Origin of the sequence: Mizugakiibacter sediminis (assembly GCF_000953855.2) — a bacterium.
Classification (GTDB): Bacteria; Pseudomonadota; Gammaproteobacteria; order Xanthomonadales; family Rhodanobacteraceae; genus Mizugakiibacter; species Mizugakiibacter sediminis.
In genome coordinates this window covers 1-17,174 of record NZ_DF970255.1, presented here as the reverse complement: position 1 = coordinate 17,174, position 17,174 = coordinate 1, and the positions used below count along the sequence as shown (strand labels likewise).

15 protein-coding genes and 3 tRNA genes are annotated in these 17,174 nt (G+C 71.3%); 8 read left to right on the top strand and 10 right to left on the bottom strand.

The window, feature by feature from the left end; all coding sequences use genetic code 11:
- Positions 1 to 43: 43 nt before the first annotated feature.
- Both MBSD_RS13620 and MBSD_RS13615 read right to left on the bottom strand, forming a co-directional pair.
- Positions 44 to 664: a phosphatase PAP2 family protein gene (locus MBSD_RS13620; RefSeq protein ID WP_062537845.1), complete on the bottom strand. Its 621-nt coding sequence runs from the start codon at positions 662 to 664 to the stop codon at positions 44 to 46.
- A gap of 102 nt (positions 665 to 766) precedes the next feature.
- Positions 767 to 1,609 (bottom strand): tetratricopeptide repeat protein, encoded by an 843-nt coding sequence (locus tag MBSD_RS13615; protein ID WP_062537844.1) that lies wholly within the window; start codon positions 1,607 to 1,609, stop codon positions 767 to 769.
- Here MBSD_RS13615 and ligA point away from each other — a divergent pair.
- Both ligA and epmA read left to right on the top strand, forming a co-directional pair.
- Complete coding sequence (ligA, locus tag MBSD_RS13610; RefSeq protein ID WP_425478118.1) at positions 1,608 to 3,791, top strand: NAD-dependent DNA ligase LigA; 2,184 nt, start codon at positions 1,608 to 1,610, stop codon at positions 3,789 to 3,791. The two genes, MBSD_RS13615 and ligA, sit on opposite strands and share 2 nt — an antisense overlap.
- On the top strand, positions 3,784 to 4,746 hold the full coding sequence (epmA, locus tag MBSD_RS13605) for an EF-P lysine aminoacylase EpmA (RefSeq protein ID WP_237071818.1): 963 nt from the start codon (positions 3,784 to 3,786) through the stop codon (positions 4,744 to 4,746). Before ligA ends, epmA begins: the two co-directional genes overlap by 8 nt.
- Positions 4,747 to 4,834: 88 nt before the next feature.
- Here the strand turns inward: epmA and MBSD_RS13600 are convergent, their stop codons facing one another.
- The 3 genes from MBSD_RS13600 to sbcB all read right to left on the bottom strand — a co-directional run bounded on the left by MBSD_RS13600 (position 4,835) and on the right by sbcB (position 8,329).
- On the bottom strand, positions 4,835 to 6,025 hold the full coding sequence (locus MBSD_RS13600) for an MFS transporter (RefSeq protein WP_062537841.1): 1,191 nt from the start codon (positions 6,023 to 6,025) through the stop codon (positions 4,835 to 4,837).
- 8 nt (positions 6,026 to 6,033) lie between these two features.
- Positions 6,034 to 6,720: a DUF2461 domain-containing protein gene (locus MBSD_RS13595; protein WP_062537840.1), complete on the bottom strand. Its 687-nt coding sequence runs from the start codon at positions 6,718 to 6,720 to the stop codon at positions 6,034 to 6,036.
- Between the two features lie 178 nt (positions 6,721 to 6,898).
- A complete protein-coding gene (gene sbcB, locus MBSD_RS13590) occupies positions 6,899 to 8,329 on the bottom strand; it encodes an exodeoxyribonuclease I (protein ID WP_062537839.1) in 1,431 nt (476 codons plus the stop codon).
- A gap of 78 nt (positions 8,330 to 8,407) precedes the next feature.
- On the opposite strand from sbcB, the gene orn reads away from it, so the two are divergent.
- Positions 8,408 to 8,986, top strand: coding sequence for an oligoribonuclease (gene orn, locus MBSD_RS13585; RefSeq protein WP_062537838.1), 579 nt, complete (start codon positions 8,408 to 8,410; stop codon positions 8,984 to 8,986).
- A 31-nt stretch (positions 8,987 to 9,017) separates the two neighbouring features.
- Here orn and ppsA read toward each other — a convergent pair whose 3' ends face one another.
- Positions 9,018 to 11,390 (bottom strand): phosphoenolpyruvate synthase, encoded by a 2,373-nt coding sequence (ppsA, locus tag MBSD_RS13580; protein WP_062537837.1) that lies wholly within the window; start codon positions 11,388 to 11,390, stop codon positions 9,018 to 9,020.
- A 139-nt stretch (positions 11,391 to 11,529) separates the two neighbouring features.
- Here ppsA and ppsR point away from each other — a divergent pair, with 139 nt between their 5' ends.
- Together ppsR and MBSD_RS13570 are read left to right on the top strand one after the other, a co-directional pair.
- Positions 11,530 to 12,345: a posphoenolpyruvate synthetase regulatory kinase/phosphorylase PpsR gene (ppsR, locus tag MBSD_RS13575; protein WP_062537836.1), complete on the top strand. Its 816-nt coding sequence runs from the start codon at positions 11,530 to 11,532 to the stop codon at positions 12,343 to 12,345.
- 49 nt (positions 12,346 to 12,394) lie between these two features.
- Positions 12,395 to 12,862, top strand: coding sequence for a DUF1249 domain-containing protein (locus tag MBSD_RS13570; RefSeq protein WP_062537835.1), 468 nt, complete (start codon positions 12,395 to 12,397; stop codon positions 12,860 to 12,862).
- Between the two features lie 59 nt (positions 12,863 to 12,921).
- On the opposite strand, the gene MBSD_RS13565 is transcribed toward MBSD_RS13570, so the two are convergent.
- From MBSD_RS13565 to MBSD_RS13555, 3 genes are all read right to left on the bottom strand, one after another.
- Positions 12,922 to 12,998, bottom strand: a tRNA-Asp gene (locus MBSD_RS13565).
- A 61-nt stretch (positions 12,999 to 13,059) separates the two neighbouring features.
- A tRNA-Glu gene (locus MBSD_RS13560) sits at positions 13,060 to 13,135 on the bottom strand.
- A gap of 9 nt (positions 13,136 to 13,144) precedes the next feature.
- Positions 13,145 to 13,220 (bottom strand) — tRNA-Ala (locus MBSD_RS13555).
- Between the two features lie 95 nt (positions 13,221 to 13,315).
- Here MBSD_RS13555 and MBSD_RS13550 point away from each other — a divergent pair.
- Entirely contained in the window at positions 13,316 to 15,076 is a 1,761-nt protein-coding gene (locus MBSD_RS13550) for a cation:proton antiporter (RefSeq protein ID WP_062537834.1), read from the top strand.
- Positions 15,077 to 15,095: 19 nt separating this feature from the next.
- On the opposite strand, the gene MBSD_RS13545 is transcribed toward MBSD_RS13550, so the two are convergent.
- Positions 15,096 to 16,139 (bottom strand): helix-turn-helix domain-containing protein, encoded by a 1,044-nt coding sequence (locus MBSD_RS13545; protein WP_237071817.1) that lies wholly within the window; start codon positions 16,137 to 16,139, stop codon positions 15,096 to 15,098.
- Positions 16,140 to 16,239: 100 nt separating this feature from the next.
- Here MBSD_RS13545 and MBSD_RS13540 point away from each other — a divergent pair, with 100 nt between their 5' ends.
- A complete protein-coding gene (locus MBSD_RS13540) occupies positions 16,240 to 16,680 on the top strand; it encodes a rhodanese-like domain-containing protein (RefSeq protein WP_062537833.1) in 441 nt (146 codons plus the stop codon).
- 1 nt (position 16,681) lies between these two features.
- Entirely contained in the window at positions 16,682 to 17,137 is a 456-nt protein-coding gene (locus MBSD_RS13535) for a GNAT family N-acetyltransferase (protein ID WP_201797501.1), read from the top strand.
- Positions 17,138 to 17,174 lie beyond the last annotated feature (37 nt).

Here is a 17,174-nt window from a genome sequence, read left to right as displayed (position 1 = left end):
GCCGACGCGGCGCGCGGTTCGGCGGGGCGGTCGACGGCCCGCCTCAGAAACGATGCACGATGCCGACGGCGAAGCCGCCCGGCAGCCAGCTCAGGATCAGCGGATGGTCGGTGCGCGCGGCCCAGATGCCGAAGCCGGTGCCGAGCGCCCAGCCGGCCAGCACGTCGCTCTGCCAGTGGCCGCGCACCTTGACGCGGGCGATGCTGTCGTACAGCGGCAGCAGCTCGAGCGCGTACACGGCGGGATGCTCGGCGCCGTAGCGGGCGACGAACGGCGTCACCGCGCTCGCCACCAGGGTGACCTCGCCGCTGGGGAAGCTCTGGTGGCCGCTGCCCTTGAACCAGCGGTTCGGATCGTCGGTTTCCGAGGGACGCTCGCGGCCGAACGTCCACTTCATCACCTGCGCGGTGGCGGCGGAGAAGGCGGTGGCGTCGACGGCGCGCCAGAAGGTGTCGCCCGTGTCGCTCCGGTCGCCGAGCAGCAGCGCGCCGCCGAGCACGGTCAGCGCGGTCGCGTACTCGACGTCCTTCTGTGTGCTGCGCTTCCAGATGCCGCTGTTGTCGTAGGCGACGCGGTGGTCGATGCCGAACGGGCCGCCGGCCGCGGCGAGTGCAGGGGCGAGCAGGCCGATCAGCAGCGGAGCGAGCAGCAGGGTGCGACGCATGGGCGGCCTCCGACGGCCGGCGGCGGAACCACCCCGTCCGGCCGGATCAGCGTGGACCGCGCATCTTTCGACGGACTTTCGCCGCGCCCGGCGCGTACGGCCTCAGGCCAGCTGTTCGCGCGCGTAGGCGGCGTCGAGCGCTTCCATGGCGTCGTGCGGCTTGAGCTTGGCGGCCTTGGCGTAGGCCTCGGCGGCTTCGTCCTCGCGCTTGTCGCCGTGCAGCAGCAGCAGGCCGTTGCCGTATTCGATCCAGGCGATCGGCGCGTTCGGCGTGAGTTTCAGCGCTTCCTTGAGGTGCTTTTCGGCGGCGGCGGCGTTGGCGCCGTAGGTGAGCTTGGCCAGCATGCCGCCGACCTTGGCGACGATCTCGGCGTGGTACAGGCCCATCGCGGTGTGCGCCTCGGCGTGCTTCGGCGCCAGCTCCAGCGCCGCCTCCAGCGAGGCGCGCACCTTGCCGGCGATGCCCTGCGCCAGCGCCTTGGCGATCGACAGCGTCTGGCTGAGCCGGCCCAGCGCGAAGGCGTGGCGGTAGTGGCTGTTGGCCTCGCCGGGCAGCGCGTCGACCGCCTCGGCCGCCAGCGCGGCCAGCGCCTCGAAGCGCGCGATCTTCTCCTTGTCGGCGTCGACGAGGTAGGTGGCGTGGATGCCGCCGGCCTTGACCGCGACCGACGCGCCCAGCGCCTTCAGCGCCACGCCGCGCTCGTAGGCGTCCTGGAAGTCGCCGCGATGGAAGGCGCGCCAGGCTTCCTGCAGCGCCTCCGCGATGGCGGCCGCATCCTTGCCCAGCTTCGGGTTGGCCTTCAGCAGCGCGCCGACGTGCCTGGCGTCGGGGAAGGGTTCCTGGTCGCCCGCGTGCAGCGTCTTCCAGGCCTTGGCCAGGGCGTCGCCGCGGTAGTCGTAGGCGGCGTCGGGGTAGGGGAATGCGGTCCAGCTCTTCTTCGCCATGGCGCTTCCTCCGTGCGTGGCGGCAAGCATCCCGCAGCCGCGCGGGCCGGCGCAACAAGCGGCTAAACTGCGCGCGTCCGGCCACGAGCCACCCGCGATGAGCCACGCCAAGGTGCCCACCGAGCTCGCCAAGCGCGCCGCGCGCCTGCGCGCGCAGATCGACGACGCCAACTACCGTTACTACGTCCTCGACAACCCGACGATCTCCGACCCCGAATACGACCGCCTGCTGCGCGAGCTGCAGACGCTGGAGGCCGAGCATCCCGAGCTGGTCACGCCGGATTCGCCCACGCAGCGCGTCGGCGCGCGCCCGTCCGGCGAGTTCGCCGAGGTGCGCCACGCCATCCCGATGCTGTCGCTGAACAACGCTTTCAGCGACGAGGAGGCCGCCGACTTCGTGCGCCGCATCGAGGCCGCGCTGGGCGTCGAGGCGCCGGAGTTCTCGGTCGAGCCCAAGCTGGACGGCCTCGCCATCAGCCTGCGCTACGAGGGCGGCGTGTTCGTGCAGGGCGCGACGCGCGGCGACGGCAGCGTCGGCGAGGACGTCACCCCCAACCTGCGCACGGTCAAGGCGATCCCGCTGCACCTGCGCGGCGACGGCTGGCCGCGCGTGCTCGAGGTGCGCGGCGAGGTGTACATGCCGAAGGCCGCGTTCGAGGCCTACAACGCCGCGGCGCTGAAGCGCGGCGACAAGACCCTGGCCAATCCGCGCAACGGCGCCGCCGGTTCGTTGCGCCAGCTCGACCCGCGCATCACCGCCTCGCGGCCGCTGGCCTTCTTCGCCTACGGCGTGGGCGCGGTCGAGGGCGGGCGGCTGCCGCGCACGCATTCGGCCACGCTGGCGCTGCTGCGCGAGTGGGGCTTTCCGGTCAGCCCGCTGGCCGCCACGGCGAAGGGCCTGGACGGCCTGCTCGACTACTACCGCCGCGTCGGCGCGCGACGCGACGCGCTGCCCTACGACATCGACGGCGTGGTCTACAAACTGGACCGCTACGACTGGCAGGAGGAACTGGGCTTCGTCTCGCGCGCGCCGCGCTGGGCGCTGGCGCACAAGTATCCGGCGCAGGAGCAGATGACCACGGTCGAGGCGATCGACGTGCAGGTCGGGCGCACCGGCGCGATCACGCCGGTGGCGCGTCTGAAGGCGGTGCAGGTGGCGGGCGTCACCGTCACCAACGCCACCCTGCACAACGCCGACCAGGTGGCACGCCTCGACGTGCGCGTCGGCGACACGGTGATCGTGCGCCGCGCCGGCGACGTGATCCCGGAGGTGGTGCGCGTGGTGCCGGAGCGCCGTCCGCCCGGCACGCATCCCTGGCACATGCCGAAGCGCTGCCCGGTATGCGGCTCGGAGCTGGTGCGCGAGGAAGGCGAGGCGGCGTGGCGCTGCTCGGCCGGATTGTTCTGCCCGGCGCAGCGCAAGGAGGCGATCCGCCACTTCGCCTCGCGCCGCGCGATGGACATCGAGGGCCTGGGCGAGCGCTACATCGAGGATCTCTGCGACCTGGGCTACGTCGAGACCGTCGCCGACCTGTACCGGCTGACGCTGGAGGATTTCCTCGAGATGAAGCGCCGCGCCGACGAGCGTGACGGCACGGTGCCGGAAACGGCCAGGCAGGGCAAGGTCGCCACCAAGTGGGCGGAGAACCTGGTCGCGGCGATCGAGCGCAGCAAGCAGACCACGCTGGAGCGTTTCCTGTTCGCGCTCGGCATCCGCGACGTCGGCGAGGCCACCGCGAAGACGCTGGCGCGCCACTTCGGCGCGCTGGACGCGCTGGCGCAGGCGGACGGGGCGGCGCTGCTGGAGGTGCCGGACGTCGGTCCGGTGGTCGCCTCGCGCATCGCCGCGTTCTTCCGCGAGCGGCACAACCTCGAGGTCATCGCCAGGCTGCGCGCCGCCGGCGTGACCTGGAAGGAAGGCGCGCCGCAGCACAACGCCGGCGGCCCGCTGGCCGGGCAGACGGCGGTGCTCACCGGCACGCTGTCCGCGCTGACCCGCGACGAGGCCAAGGCCAAACTGGAGGCGCTCGGCGCCAAGGTCGCCGGCAGCGTGTCGAAGAAGACCCACTTCGTCGTCGCCGGCGAGGCCGCCGGCTCCAAGCTCGACAAGGCGCGGGAACTGGGCGTGGAGATCTGGGACGAAGCGCGCCTGCTGGCATTTCTGGAGCATCACGGTGGTTGAACGCGCCGATGTGGTCGGCGCGCTGCAACTGCGTGCGCGCCTGTACGCGCTGATCCGCGCGTTCTTCGCCGAGCGCGGCGTGCTCGAGGTGGAGACGCCGATGCTGTCGGCGGCGGGCAATACCGATCCGCACATCGAGAGCTTCGTCACCGCCTTCGACGGCCACGTCGACGGCGGCGCGCGCGAGCGCTGGCTGCGCACCTCGCCGGAGTATCCGCTGAAGCGCCTGCTGGCGCGCGGCGTCGGCGACTGCTACGAGCTGGGGCGCGTGTTCCGCAACGGCGAGGCGGGCGGACGCCACAACCCCGAGTTCACCATGCTGGAGTGGTACCGCGTCGGCTGGAACCATCGCCGGCTGGCCGAGGAAACCGTGGCGCTGGTGCAGGCTGCGCTGGCCCTCGTCGGGCGCACGGCGACGGTGGAGACGCTGAGCTACCGCGCGCTGTTCGAACGGGAACTGGGCCTCGATCCGCACACCGCCCCGGTGGAAGCGCTGCGCGCGCCGCTGGCGGACTTCGGCATCGAACCGGAGGACCTGACGCGCGACGACTGGCTGGACTTGCTGATCACGCACCGCCTGCAGCCGGCGTTTCCCTCCGACCGCATCACCGTCGTCCACGACTATCCGGCGACGCAGTGCGCGCTGGCGAGGATCCGCCCCGGCGATCCGCCGCTGGCCGAGCGCTTCGAGCTGTACCTCGGGCGGCACGAGTTGGCCAACGGCTACCACGAGCTGACCGACGCCGCCGAGCAGCGCGCGCGCTTCGAGCGCGATCTCGCCACGCGCCGCGCGCGCGGCCGCCGCACGCCGCCGGTCGACGAACGCCTGCTGGCGGCGCTGGACGGCGTGCCGGCCTGCGCCGGCGTCGCGCTGGGCGTCGAGCGCCTGCTGATGGGCATGGTCGGCAGCGACGCGATCGCCGACGTGCTGGCGTTTCCGTTCGCCGAGGCCTGAGTGCGCGGGGTGCGTCCGCGGCGCGGGGACGGCGCGAACCCGTGCTCGAAACCGCCGTAGATCACCGGCGCAAGTTGCTGATCTTCGGTCAATCGCCGCGGCTCGAAACCGCCGCTGTCGCGGCTTCGGCATCGGCCGCGTCCAGCCGCAGCCAGCGCCATGCCACCCACGCGCCCAGCGCGGCGGCGCCGGCGGCCAGTTCGAACACGCGGCTGTCGCCCAGCGTGCGCCACAGCAGGCCCGATCCCAGCGCGCCCAGCATGCCGCCCACGCCGCCGACGGCGTAGTAGACGCCCTGGCCGTGGCCGGTCATGCGGCCGGGGAAGAAGCGCGCGACGAGCTGGATGGACGCGGCGAACGCGGCGGCGAAGTTCAGCGCGTGGCTCGCCTGCGCCAGCAGCATCGCCGGCAGCAGCCGCGGGCACCACGCCACCAGCAGCCAGCGCAGCGCGGCGGAGGCCAGGGCGACCTTCAGCACCGCGGTCGCGGGCCAGCGCGCGAACAGCCGCGCGGCGAGCCAGAACATCGCGATCTCGACCAGCACGCCGACCGCCCACAGCGTGCCGGTGGCGGCGGCGCTGTAGCCGCGCGATGCGAGGTAGATCGAGTAGAACGTGTAGTAGGGCCCGAACGACAGCGCCAGCAGCAATGCGCTGGCCAGGAACGCCAGCACCTCGGGGCGGCGCAGGCGCGCGGCGAAGCCGGCCGCTTCGCCGTCCCCGCGGGCATGGTGCGCCGGGCCGTAGTCGTTGAGCGCGGCGGCGGCGAGCAGGGCGGCGTACAGCGGCAGCATCAGCCAGGGCAGCGACTCGGCGCCCAGGCGGTCGAGCAGGGCGCCGTACAGCAGCACCACGGCGACGAAGCCGATCGAACCCCAGACGCGGATGCGGCCGTAGCGCTCGGCGCGCGCGCCGAGGTGCGAGAGCGTGATCGCCTCGAACTGCGGCATCACCGCGTTGTAGAAGAAGCAGAACGCGGCCATCGCCGCCAGGCCGGCGGCGAAGCCGAGCGGCAGCAGGAACGGCAGGAAGCACAGCAGCGTCGCCGCGCAGCCGAGACGCAGCCAGACGATCGGACGTGCGCTGCGCGCGGCCAGCCAGCTCCAGGTCGAGGGCGAGGCCACGCGCGTGCCGTACCACAGGCTGGTCAGCACGCCGATCGCCGCGGCGTCGAAGCCGCGCGCCTTGAGGTACACGCCCCAGTAGGGCAGGAACGCGCCGAGCGCGGCGTAGTAGGCGAAGTAGAACCCCGCCAGGCGCGGTGCGGGCAGCGGCGCCATGCCCGCGCTCAGAATTCGAGGTCCAGCGCCGCGCACAGGTAGTCGATCATCGGCGCGAGACGCTTGAAAGTGTCGATCACGTGCGGCAGCAGTTCGGACGACGTCGCCAGCTTGTCGGGAAAGCCGGCGCCGCCGGCGAAGTTCTTCAGCTTGAGGTCCTCGACCAATTCGTGCGCGGGATCGTAGCCGCGCGGCGGCCGCGACAGGCGCTCGCCCCACAGTTCGAAGCGGTCGCGGAACGCCTTGGCGTGCACCGCGCGCTTCCATGCGGCGGGGTTGTCGGCGAGGAAGTCGCGGATGCGCTTCAGCGTCGGCGCCTGCGGATGCCAGATGCCGCCGCCGGCGAAGCAGTCGCCCGGCTGGATGTGCAGGTAGAACGACGGCGCCGGCGTCTCGTGGCGGCGCTCGTGGAAGAAGCGCGCGCCGGCCCAGGTCTTGTACGGCTGCTTGTCGCCGGAGAAGCGCGTGTCGCGCTGGATGCGGAACAGCGAGCCGCCGACCTTGCGCGGATCGGCGCGGTAGTGCGGGCTGATCTTCGCCAGCGGCGCCTGCAGGTCGGCGATCAGCCGCAGGTAGGGCTCGCGCACGTGCTCTTCGTAGCGCGCCTGCTGCGCCTTGAACCAGGCGCGGTCGTTGTGGGCGGCGAGGTCGCGCAGGAAGCGGAAGGTGGCGGCGGTGAAATAGGTGTCGGCCATGGCGTGCGATCGGGCGTGAAAGCGTTCCGGGGCGGCGCGGCATTATGCGGCTTGGCCGTCTCCCGGCGAAAACGGCGCGGCAGTGAGGAAGCGCGCACGATGCGGCCGACGACGCGAAAGACACCCCCTCGTCCCGGCTCTCCCCGACCGACGTCGGGGCGCGGGGGCTTGAGCGGCGTCAGAGGATGTCGCGCCCCCATTGCTCGAGCCGGTCGAGCAATGCGTGCTCGGCCGGCGCGCGCGCCGGCTCGGCGCGCAGGCGCGCGATCTCGGCGAAGTAGGCGTCCAGCGTCAGCGGGGTCAGCGGCGTCTCGCGGGTGAGGCGTTCGACGCGGAACGCCTCCCAGCGCGCCTGCTCGCCGGCGTCCAGCGTCTCCGGCCAGTTGCGCGCGCGGTAGCGGAACAGCAGCTCGGCGTAGCGCGCGTCGCGGAAGGCGAAGCGGCGCGTGCCGAGCTGCGCCGGCGGCGTCGCCCGCACCTCGGCGCACAGGCGGCGGTCGGCGTCGCCGGCGAAGCCGCGGTACAGCGCCAGCTCGGGGTCGACCGCGCCGCGTTCTTCCGGCTGCGCGAACACGCGGCGCACGCGCTCGGCGACGCCGTCGGCGGCGCGCAGCCGCTCGCCATGGGCGAGGCAGCGCGCGAGGTCGAGGCCGATGCGCGCGGTGTCGACGCCCTTCAGCGCCGACAGCGGCGCCAGCGCCGGCGAACGGTTGGCGTGCACCAGCTTGAGCGGCACGCGGGCGACGTCTTCCGGCAGGTCGGCGCGCGGGGTGAACACGCGGTCGGCGATCTCGTCGGCGTCGAGGTGCAGCCAGCCGTCCGGGTCGCTGTCGAGGTCGACCACGATCACGGCGTTCGGCTGGCTGGGGTGCATCGCCAGCGGCGCGACCACCGCGAGGCAGCCGCGGCTGGCCGGGTAGCGCGAGGACACGTGCAGCAGCGGCGTCATGCCGGCGACGTCGAGCAGTTCGAACACGCGCTGCTTGCGGCGCAGCGCGAAACACCACTCCCACAGCCGCGGCTGGCGCACGCGCAGCAGCCGCGCCAGCGCGACCAGCGCCTCCACGTCGCAGACGGCGTCGTGCGCGCGGCGCTGCTCGATGCGGTTGGCGTCGGCGAGATCCTGCAGGCGGAAGCTGGGCGTGCCGTCGTCGCGGCGCGGCCATTCGATGCCTTCCGGGCGCAGCGCATAGCACATGCGCGCGAGGTCGATCAGGTCCCAGCGCGAGTTGCCGTCCTTCCACTCGCGCTCGTAGGGATCGAAGAAGTTGCGGTAGAGCAGGTGGCGGGTGATCTCGTCGTCGAAGCGCAGCGAGTTGTAGCCGACGCCGCAGGTGCCGGGCTCGCCGAGCGCCTCCTGCACGCGCGCGGCGAATTCGGCCTCGATCATGCCGTCGCGTTCGAGCTGCTGCGGCGGGAATCCGGTGATCAGCGCCGTCTGCGGGTTGGGCAGCACGTCGCGCGGAGGCTTGCAGAAGAACGACACCGGCTCGCCGAGCGGTTCGAGGTCGAGGGTGGTGCGCAGGCCGGCGAACTGGGCCGGGCGGTCGCGGCGCGTGTCGGAGCCGGTGGTTTCGTAGTCGTGCCAGAAGAAAGTGGGCGTGGCCATCGGCGGCGAGCGTAGCGGCTTCGCCGGCCGTCTCCAAGCACGGCTGGGTTAGACTTTCCGGGTTCGAGGAGGGATGCCATGGCCGGTAACGCCGAAGAGAACCTGATCTGGATCGACCTGGAAATGACCGGACTCGATCCCGACCGCGATTCGATCCTCGAGATCGCCACCGTCGTCACCGACCGCGACCTGCACGTGCTGGCCGAGGGCCCGGTGTTCGCGGTGCGTCACGAGCTGGCGCGGCTGGAGGCGATGGACGACTGGAACCGCAATCAGCACGGCAAGTCGGGGCTGTGGCGGCGCGTGCTGGAGTCGTCCGTCGACCACGCCGAGGCGGAGGCGCGCACGCTGGAGTTCCTCGAACTGTGGGTCGCGCCGGGCAAGTCGCCGATGTGCGGCAACTCGATCTGCCAGGACCGGCGTTTCCTCTACCGGCAGATGCCGCGGCTGGAGCGGTTCTTCCATTACCGCAACCTCGACGTCTCCACGCTCAAGGAGCTGGCGCGCCGCTGGGCGCCCGACCTGCTGAAGGGCTTCGTCAAGGAGTCCACCCACACCGCGCTCGCCGACATCCACGACTCCATCGCGGAGCTGCGCTACTACCGCGGTTACATGGGCGCGCTGGCGGGCCTGGAGACGCCGGCGGCGGCGAAGTAGGGCCCGGCCGCCGGCGTTGGCGCGGCGGCTCTCAGCGGGCCTTCTTCTTGGCCAGCATCAGCCAGGTGTCGACCACGGTGTCGGGATTGAGCGACACCGACTCGATGCCCTGGTCCATCAGCCACTCGGCGAGGTCGGGGTGGTCGCTCGGGCCCTGGCCGCAGATGCCGACGTACTTGCCCTTGGCGCGCGCGGTGCTGATCGCCATCGCCAGCAGCTTCTTCACCGCCGCGTTGCGCTCGTCGAACAGGTGGGCGACGATGCTGGAGTCGCGGTCGAGGCCGAGCGTCAACTGGGTGAGGTCGTTCGAGCCGATCGAGAAGCCGTCGAAGATGTCGAGGAACTCGTCGGCCAGCAGCGCGTTCGACGGCACCTCGCACATCATGATGATCTTCAGGCCGTCCTTGCCCTGCTCGAGGCCGTGGCGCTTCAGCACCTCGACCACCTTGCGGCCTTCCTCCAGCGTGCGCACGAACGGGATCATCACCCAGGCGTTGGTCAGGCCCATCTCCTCGCGCACCTTGCGCATGGCGCGGCACTCGAGGGCGAAGCTGGGCTCGAAGCTGGGATCGACGTAGCGGCTGGCGCCGCGGAAGCCGATCATCGGATTCTCTTCGTGCGGCTCGTACTGGCGGCCGCCGATCAGGTTGGCGTACTCGTTCGACTTGAAGTCGGACAGGCGCACGATCACCGGATGCGGCGCGAACGCGGCGGTGATGGTGGCGATGCCTTCGGCGAGGCGGTCGACGTAGAAGCCGACCGGGTCGCTGTAGCCGGCGATGCGCTCGTCGATGCGGCGGCGGGTGTCGGCGTCCTGCTTGTCGTAGTCGAGCAGCGCCTGCGGGTGCACGCCGATGTGGCTGGCGATGATCATCTCCAGCCGCGCCAGGCCGACGCCGGCGTGGGGCAGCATGGCGAAGTCGAACGCGCGCTCCGGGTTGGCGACGTTCATCATGATCTTCAGCGGCGCCGGCGGCATCGCGCCCAGGTCGGCGCTGACCTTGTCGAACGGCAGCCTGCCCTTGTAGATGTAGCCGGTGTCGCCCTCGGCGCAGGACACCGTCACCTCGATGCCGTCCGGGATGGTGTCCAGCGCGTGGCCGGTGCCGACCACCGCCGGCACGCCCAGCTCGCGGGCGATGATCGCCGCGTGGCAGGTGCGGCCGCCGCGGTTGGTGACGATCGCCGCGGCACGCTTCATCACCGGCTCCCAGTCGGGGTCGGTCATGTCGGCGATCAGCACGTCGCCCGGCTGCACCTTGTGCATGTCGGCCAGCGAGCGCACCACGCGCGCCGTGCCGGCGCCGATCTTCTGGCCGATCGCGCGGCCGTGGGCCAGCGTCTCGCCGCGCTGCTTCAGCTGGTAGCGCTCGATCTGCGTGGCGCGGGCGCGCGACTTCACCGTCTCCGGACGCGCCTGCACGATGTAGACCTTGCCGGTGCGGCCGTCCTTCGCCCACTCGATGTCCATCGGCCGGCCGTAGTGCTGCTCGATGATCAGCGACTGGCGGGCGAGCTCGTGCACGTCGTCGTCGCTGATGCAGAAGCGGTGGCGGTCGGCGGCCGGCGTCTCCTCGACGGTCACGCGCTCGCCGGGCTTCCTCGAATACACCATCTGCAGTTGCTTGGCGCCGAGCTGGCGACGCAGGATGGCCGGCTTGCCGGCCTGCAGCGTCGGCTTGTAGACGTAGAACTCGTCGGGGTTGACCGCGCCCTGCACGACCATCTCGCCGAGGCCGTAGCTGGCGGTGACGAACACCACGTCGCGGAAGCCGGACTCGGTGTCGAGGGTGAACAGCACGCCGGAGGCGCCGATGTCGGAGCGCACCATCAGCTGCACGCCGGCGGACAGGAACACCTCCTCGTGCTTGAAGCCGTGGTGCACGCGGTAGGCGATCGCGCGGTCGTTGTACAGCGAGGCGAACACCTCCTTGACCTTGTGCACGACGTCGTCCTCGCCCTGCACGTTGAGGAAGGTTTCCTGCTGGCCGGCGAAGGAGGCGTCGGGCAGGTCCTCGGCGGTGGCCGAGGAGCGCACGGCGACGGCGACGTTGTCGGCGCCGGCGTCGTGGCAGAGCTTGCGGTAGGCGGCGCGCACCGCCTGGTCGAACGCGGGGATCAGCGGCGTCTCCACCACCCAGCCGCGGATCTCCTCGCCGGCGCGGGTCAGCGCCGCGACGTCCTCGACGTCGAGCCCGGCCAGGCGCCGCTGGATGCGTTCGGCCAGACCGCTCTGCGCGATGAACTGGCGATAGGCGTCCGCGGTGGTGGCGAAGCCGCCGGGCACGGACACGCCCAGCTTGGACAGGTTGCCGATCATCTCGCCCAGCGAGGCATTCTTGCCGCCCACCTTGCCCAGGTCGGACATGCGCAGGCCATCCAGCCAAAGCACCAGCTCGCTCAAGGGAGATCTCCTCAAAGTCCGGGGTGAGCGGGGGGAAAGGGCCCCGCAAAGAAGGCAAATTGTCCCTTTCCGGGCGCCGCGAAACAAGCGCGCGGGGCCGGCGCGAGGCTAAACTGGCCGCCCCCGCGAGGAGCTGTTCATGCGCAGGACGGTTTTCTACGTCTCCGATTCCACCGGCATCACCGCCGAGACCATCGGCCATTCGATCCTGGCCCAGTTCGAGGGGCTTGCCTTCGAGACCCACCGCATCCCGTTCGTGGACACGCCGGAAAAGGCGCAGGCGGCGGCGCTGCGCATCAAGACCGCGCTGGCGCAGAACGGCGAGCGGCCGATCGTGATCAACACGGTGATGGACAGCGCGCTCAACGAGATCCTCGCCGGCAGCGGCGCGCTGATGCTGGAGGTGTTCGCGCCGTTCATCGGACCGTTGGAGGAGGAGCTGGGACGCAAGCGCTCCGGCGCGGTCAACCGCGCGCACGGCCTGGTCGACTTCGCCAAGTACGAATCGCGCATCAACGCCACCAACTACGCGCTGGCGCACGACGACGGCGTCAACGTCAACTACGCCGACGCCGACGTGGTGCTGGTCGGCGTGTCGCGTTCCGGCAAGACGCCGACCTGCCTGTACATGGCGCTGCACTACGGCGTGAAGGCCGCCAACTACCCGCTGACCGAAGAAGACCTGCAGCGGCAGGAACTGCCGGCGCTGCTGCGGCCGTTCCGCGAGCGCCTGTTCGGCCTGACCATCGACGCCCAGCGCCTGATGCAGATCCGCAACGAGCGCCGCCCGAACACCCGCTACGCCACGCTGGAACAGTGCCGCTGGGAGCTGGAGCAGGCCGAGAAGCTGATGCGGCGGGAGAACATCCAGTCGCTGAACACCACGCACACCTCGATCGAGGAGATCGCCAGCAAGATCCTCGTCCAGCTCGGCATCGAGAAGCACATGTTCTGAACCGGCGGCCGTCGCGGGGCGATCGCGGCACGGATGCTAAGATCGCCCCATGAGCGCCGCGATCGCCCACGCCGCCTCGTCGCTGCTGCCGGGACGCTTCGGCTTCCTGATGGGGCTGTACGCCGAGAACTACCACCGGCTGGTACGCCTGTTCGCGCCGCAGCAGTTGGCGGCGGGCGACTACGTCTCGGACGTCGACGACGGCCTGCCGGTGCACCTGCGCGTGATCGAGCGGCATCCGTACACGCTGGAGCTCAGCCTGAGCTACGGCTTCATCGACGACGAGACCGGCCACCCGTCGCCTTCGGCGCAGCTGCGCATGTACCTGGACGCGCACGTCGCCGAGGCCATGCATTGCCACCCCGGACGCGAGCTGTGGCAGGTGCTGGGGCCGTTCCCGCCCGCGCACACCGTCCTGCAGCACCGCATGCGCATGAACAGTTTCCTCAACCGCTGGCTGGAATACCTGGCGGAGCAGGGGCATTCGGTCGGCACGCTGGAGCGCCGCGCGGCCTGAACGCCGGCGGCCGGTGCCAACGAAAACGCCCGCGCGGGGCGGGCGTCGACGGTGCAAGGTGGCGGAGCGGACGGGACTCGAACCCGCGACCTCCGGCGTGACAGGCCAGCATTCTAACCAGCTGAACTACCGCTCCGCGTTTGCATGGCAACCCAGCTTCCGCACCCGCCGGTGTCGCCGGGAAGGCTCGACCGGACTGGCGTCCCCACGGGGATTCGAACCCCGGTCGCCACCGTGAAAGGGTGGTGTCCTAGGCCTCTAGACGATGGGGACGGGGTGAAGTGGTGGAGCCAGCCGGGATCGAACCGGCGACCTCTACAATGCCATTGTAGCGCTCTCCCAGCTGAGCTATGGCCCCACTGCTGAGACGCGAAAGAATACGGGCGCGCGCCGGGGCCGTCAACACCCTGCGCCATGGGTTAGGCTTCCGGCACGCACGACGCAGGAGGCCCGATGCACGAACTGCAGTTCATCCAGGACCTCGCCGTCGTCCTGCTGGTCGCCGGCTGCACCACCGTGCTGTTCCAGCGCCTGCGCCAGCCGGTCGTGCTGGGCTACATCCTCGCCGGCGTGCTGATCGGCCCGCACACGCCGCCGTTCAAGCTGATCCAGGACGAGCAGACCATCCGCACGCTGTCCGAATTGGGTGTGATCCTGCTGCTGTTCTCGCTGGGCCTGGAATTCAGCCTGAAGAAACTGCGCCAGGTGGGCGGCAAGGCGCTGGTCGTGGTCTGCGTCGAGGTGCTGCTGCTGCCGTGGCTGGGCTTCGAGATCGGCCGGCTGTTCGGCTGGCGCACCATGGACGCGGTGTTCCTCGGCGCGATGATCACCATCTCGTCGACCACCATCATCATGAAGGCGTTGGACGAGCTGGGCCTGAAGCAGGAGCGCTTCGCGCAGCAGATGTTCGGCCTGCTGATCATGGAGGACATCGTTGCCGTGGTGATGATGGCGCTCTTGACCGGCATCGCCAGCACCGGCGGCGTCGCGGCGGGCGATGCCGCGGCGATCATCGGCCGCCTGGCGCTGTTCATGGCGGTGGCGCTGGTGGCGGGCCTGCTGCTGATCCCGCGCCTGCTCGACTATGTCGCGCACTTCGGCCGCCACGACGTGCTGCTGGTGACCGTGCTGGGTGTCTGCTTCGGCTTCTGCCTGCTGGTCGCCGGCATGGGCTACAGCGTGGCGCTTGGCGCCTTCATGATCGGCGCGATCGTCGCCGAGGCGCGCTGCGCGGGGCGCATCGAGCAGTTGGTCGAGCCGGTGCGCGACATGTTCAGCGCGATCTTTTTCGTCGCCATCGGCCTGATGATCGACCCGCAGGTGCTGGTGCAGTACGCGCTGCCGATCCTGGCGGTGACGCTGGCGGTGCTGCTGGGCAAGGTGGTCGCCTGCGGCTTCGGCGCCTTCGTCGCCGGCAACGACGGCCGCACCGCGCTGCGCATCGGCATGGGCATGGCGCAGATCGGCGAGTTCTCGTTCGTGATAGCGACGCTCGGCCTCGGCCTCGGCGTGATCAGCCGTTTCCTCTATCCGGTCGCCGTCGCCGTGTCGGTGCTGACCACCTTCCTGACGCCGTACCTGATCCGCGCCTCGGCGCCGGCGGCGGACGTGCTGGCGCGCGCGATGCCGGCGGGCGCGCGCGGCATGTTCGCCGCCTATACCGCCTGGCTGGACAGCCTGCGCCTGAACGAGGAGGGCGCGGCGGTGGCGAAGATGATCCGCCGCCTGCTCTGGCACGTCGCCATCAACGCCATGCTGGTGGTGGCCGTGTTCATCGCCGTCGCGTTTCTCTACCGGCGCGGCTATCTCCATCTCGACGCGCTGGACGCGCGCGCCGGGTTGCAGCGCGCGCTGGCGTGGTCGCTGGCGGCGCTGCTGGCGCTGCCGATGATCGTCGCCGCCTACCGCAAGGCCGACGCGCTCGGCCTGCTGCTGGCCGAACTCGGCATCCGCGAGCGCTTCGCCGGCGCGCGCACCTATCCGCTGCGGCGCGCGCTGGCCAAGCTGATCCCGCTGGCGACGCTGCTGGCGCTGGCGCTGCTGGTCGGCGTGCTCGGCTCGGCGATCCTGCCGCCGCGTCAGGTGCTGCTGGCTCTGCTGCTGGTGTTCGCGGTGGCGACCTGGTTTTTGTGGCGCGGCCTGGTCGCCGTGCACGCGCGCCTGCAGGCGGCGATCAAGGAAACGCTGGAGACGCCGCGCAGCGAGGAGTTCTGAGCGGACGGCGCCGCTGTCCTCAGCGCCGTGCCGGGGTCCGGGCGCGCGGCGCCGGCCGCGTCGCCGCGGCGTGCGCGATGCCGCGGCGGCGCGCCGCGGTGGCGACGCCCTGCATGCGGAAGCGGCGGCGGTACACCGCCGGCGACACGCCCACCTCGCGGCGGAATGCCGCGCGGAAGGTTTCCGGCGAGGCGAATCCGCAGGCGGCGCTGATCGCTTCGAGGTCGAGCGCGGTGGTCTCGTACAGTTCGCGCGCGCGGGCGATGCGCAGGCGCTGCAGCCAGGCCTTCGGCGTGCTGCCGGTGGCCTCGAGGAAGCGGCGCAGGAAGTTGCGCTCGCTCATCGCCGCGCGTGCGGCGAGATCGGCCAGCGTGATCGGTTGCGCGAGGTTCGCCTCCGCCCAGGCGAGCACCCGATCGAAGCGGTCGGAGCGACGCTGCGGATAGGCGCTGGGGATGAACTGGCGCTGGCCGCCGTCGCGGTGCGGCGCGACCAGCAGGCGCTGCGCCACGCGGTTGGCGACGGCCGCGCCGTAGTCCTTGGCGAACAGGTACAGGCCGGCGTCGATGCCGGCCGCGCTGCCGGCCGAGGTGAGGATGCGGCCGGCGTCGACGTACAGCACGTCCGGCTGCAGCCGCACGCGCGGAAACAGTTCCGCGAAGCGCGCGCAGTAGTTCCAGTGCGTGGTGGCCGGCAGGCCGTCCAGCAGGCCGGCGTGGCCGAGCAGGAACGCGCCCGAGCAGATCGTCATGAAGCGCGCGCCGCGCTCGTGCGCGCGGCGCAGGGCGCGCAGCAATGCCGGCGCGGGCGGCGCGGCGTCGGTCGACCAGCCGGGCACCACGATCAGGTCGGCGTGGCGCAGGGCGGCGAGGCCCGACGCGGCGGTCAGCGCCAGCGCGCCGACGCCGCGGCTGGGGGCGCGGCTCGCGGTGGCCACCTCGAACCGGTACCAGTCCACGCCCAGCTCCGGGCGCGGCAGGCCGAACAGCTCGGCGGCGATGCCCAGTTCGAACAGGCAGGCGCGCTCCGGCACGAGCGCGACGACGCGGCAGGGCTTGTCCACGCTTGGCGAGAATCCACCGAAGTTTGTCGTTACCGCCACTGTAGCGCGACGGCGCGCACGACCACAATGCCGCCATTCCCGCCCACCCGAGGAGATCGCCATGGCAAGCCTGGTCGCCCAGATTCCCGCCGCCGCGTCCGACGCCGCGCTGCGCCACTTCGAGAACCGCCTCGGCTTCGAGACCGACTGCTGGGACGTGCACGCCAGCCTGGAATCCGGCCCCATCGATTTCACCCTGGTCGACGTGCGCAGCCCCGACCTGTACGCGAAGGCGCACGTGCCCGGCGCGATCAACATCCCGCACGGCAAGATGATCGCCTCCACCATGAGCCGCTTCCCCAAGGACACGCTGTTCGTCGTCTATTGCGCCGGCCCGCACTGCAACGGCGCCAACAAGGCGGCGGTGCGCCTCGCGCGACTCGGCTACGCGGTCAAGGAGATGATCGGCGGCATCACCGGCTGGGCCGACGAAGGTTTCGCCTTCGCCCACGGCGAGGATGCGGGCCAGGCGCCGCTACGCGCGGCGGCAGGGCAGGGCTGACGTGCGGATCCGCCGCGTCCAGCCCGCCGACCTCGAGGCACTGCTGCAGTTGTGCCGCGAGCATGCGGCGTTCGAGGGCGCGACCTACGTCGAGCACGGCCAGCGGCAGGCGCTGCCGGCCGCACTGTTCGGCGCGGCGCCCGCGCTGCACGGCTGGGTGGTCGAAGGCGACAGCGAACTCGCCGGCTACATGACCGCCACGCTCGACTACGCTACCTGGGACGCGCGCCGCTTCGTGCACATGGACTGCCTGTATCTCCGCCCCGCGTACCGCCGCGCCGGCCTGGGCCGGCGGTTCATCGAGGAACTGCGCCGCTTCGCCGCCGCGCAGGGCTGCGCCGAGATCCAGTGGCAGACGCCGGCCGACAACGCCGATGCGATCGCCTTCTACCGGCGCATCGGCGCGCGCGGCAAGGCCAAGCAGCGGTTCCTCCTGGATGTCGGCACGCCGGCCTAGCTGTGATCTCTCAGTAGGTTGTTCACCCGGGGCGAAC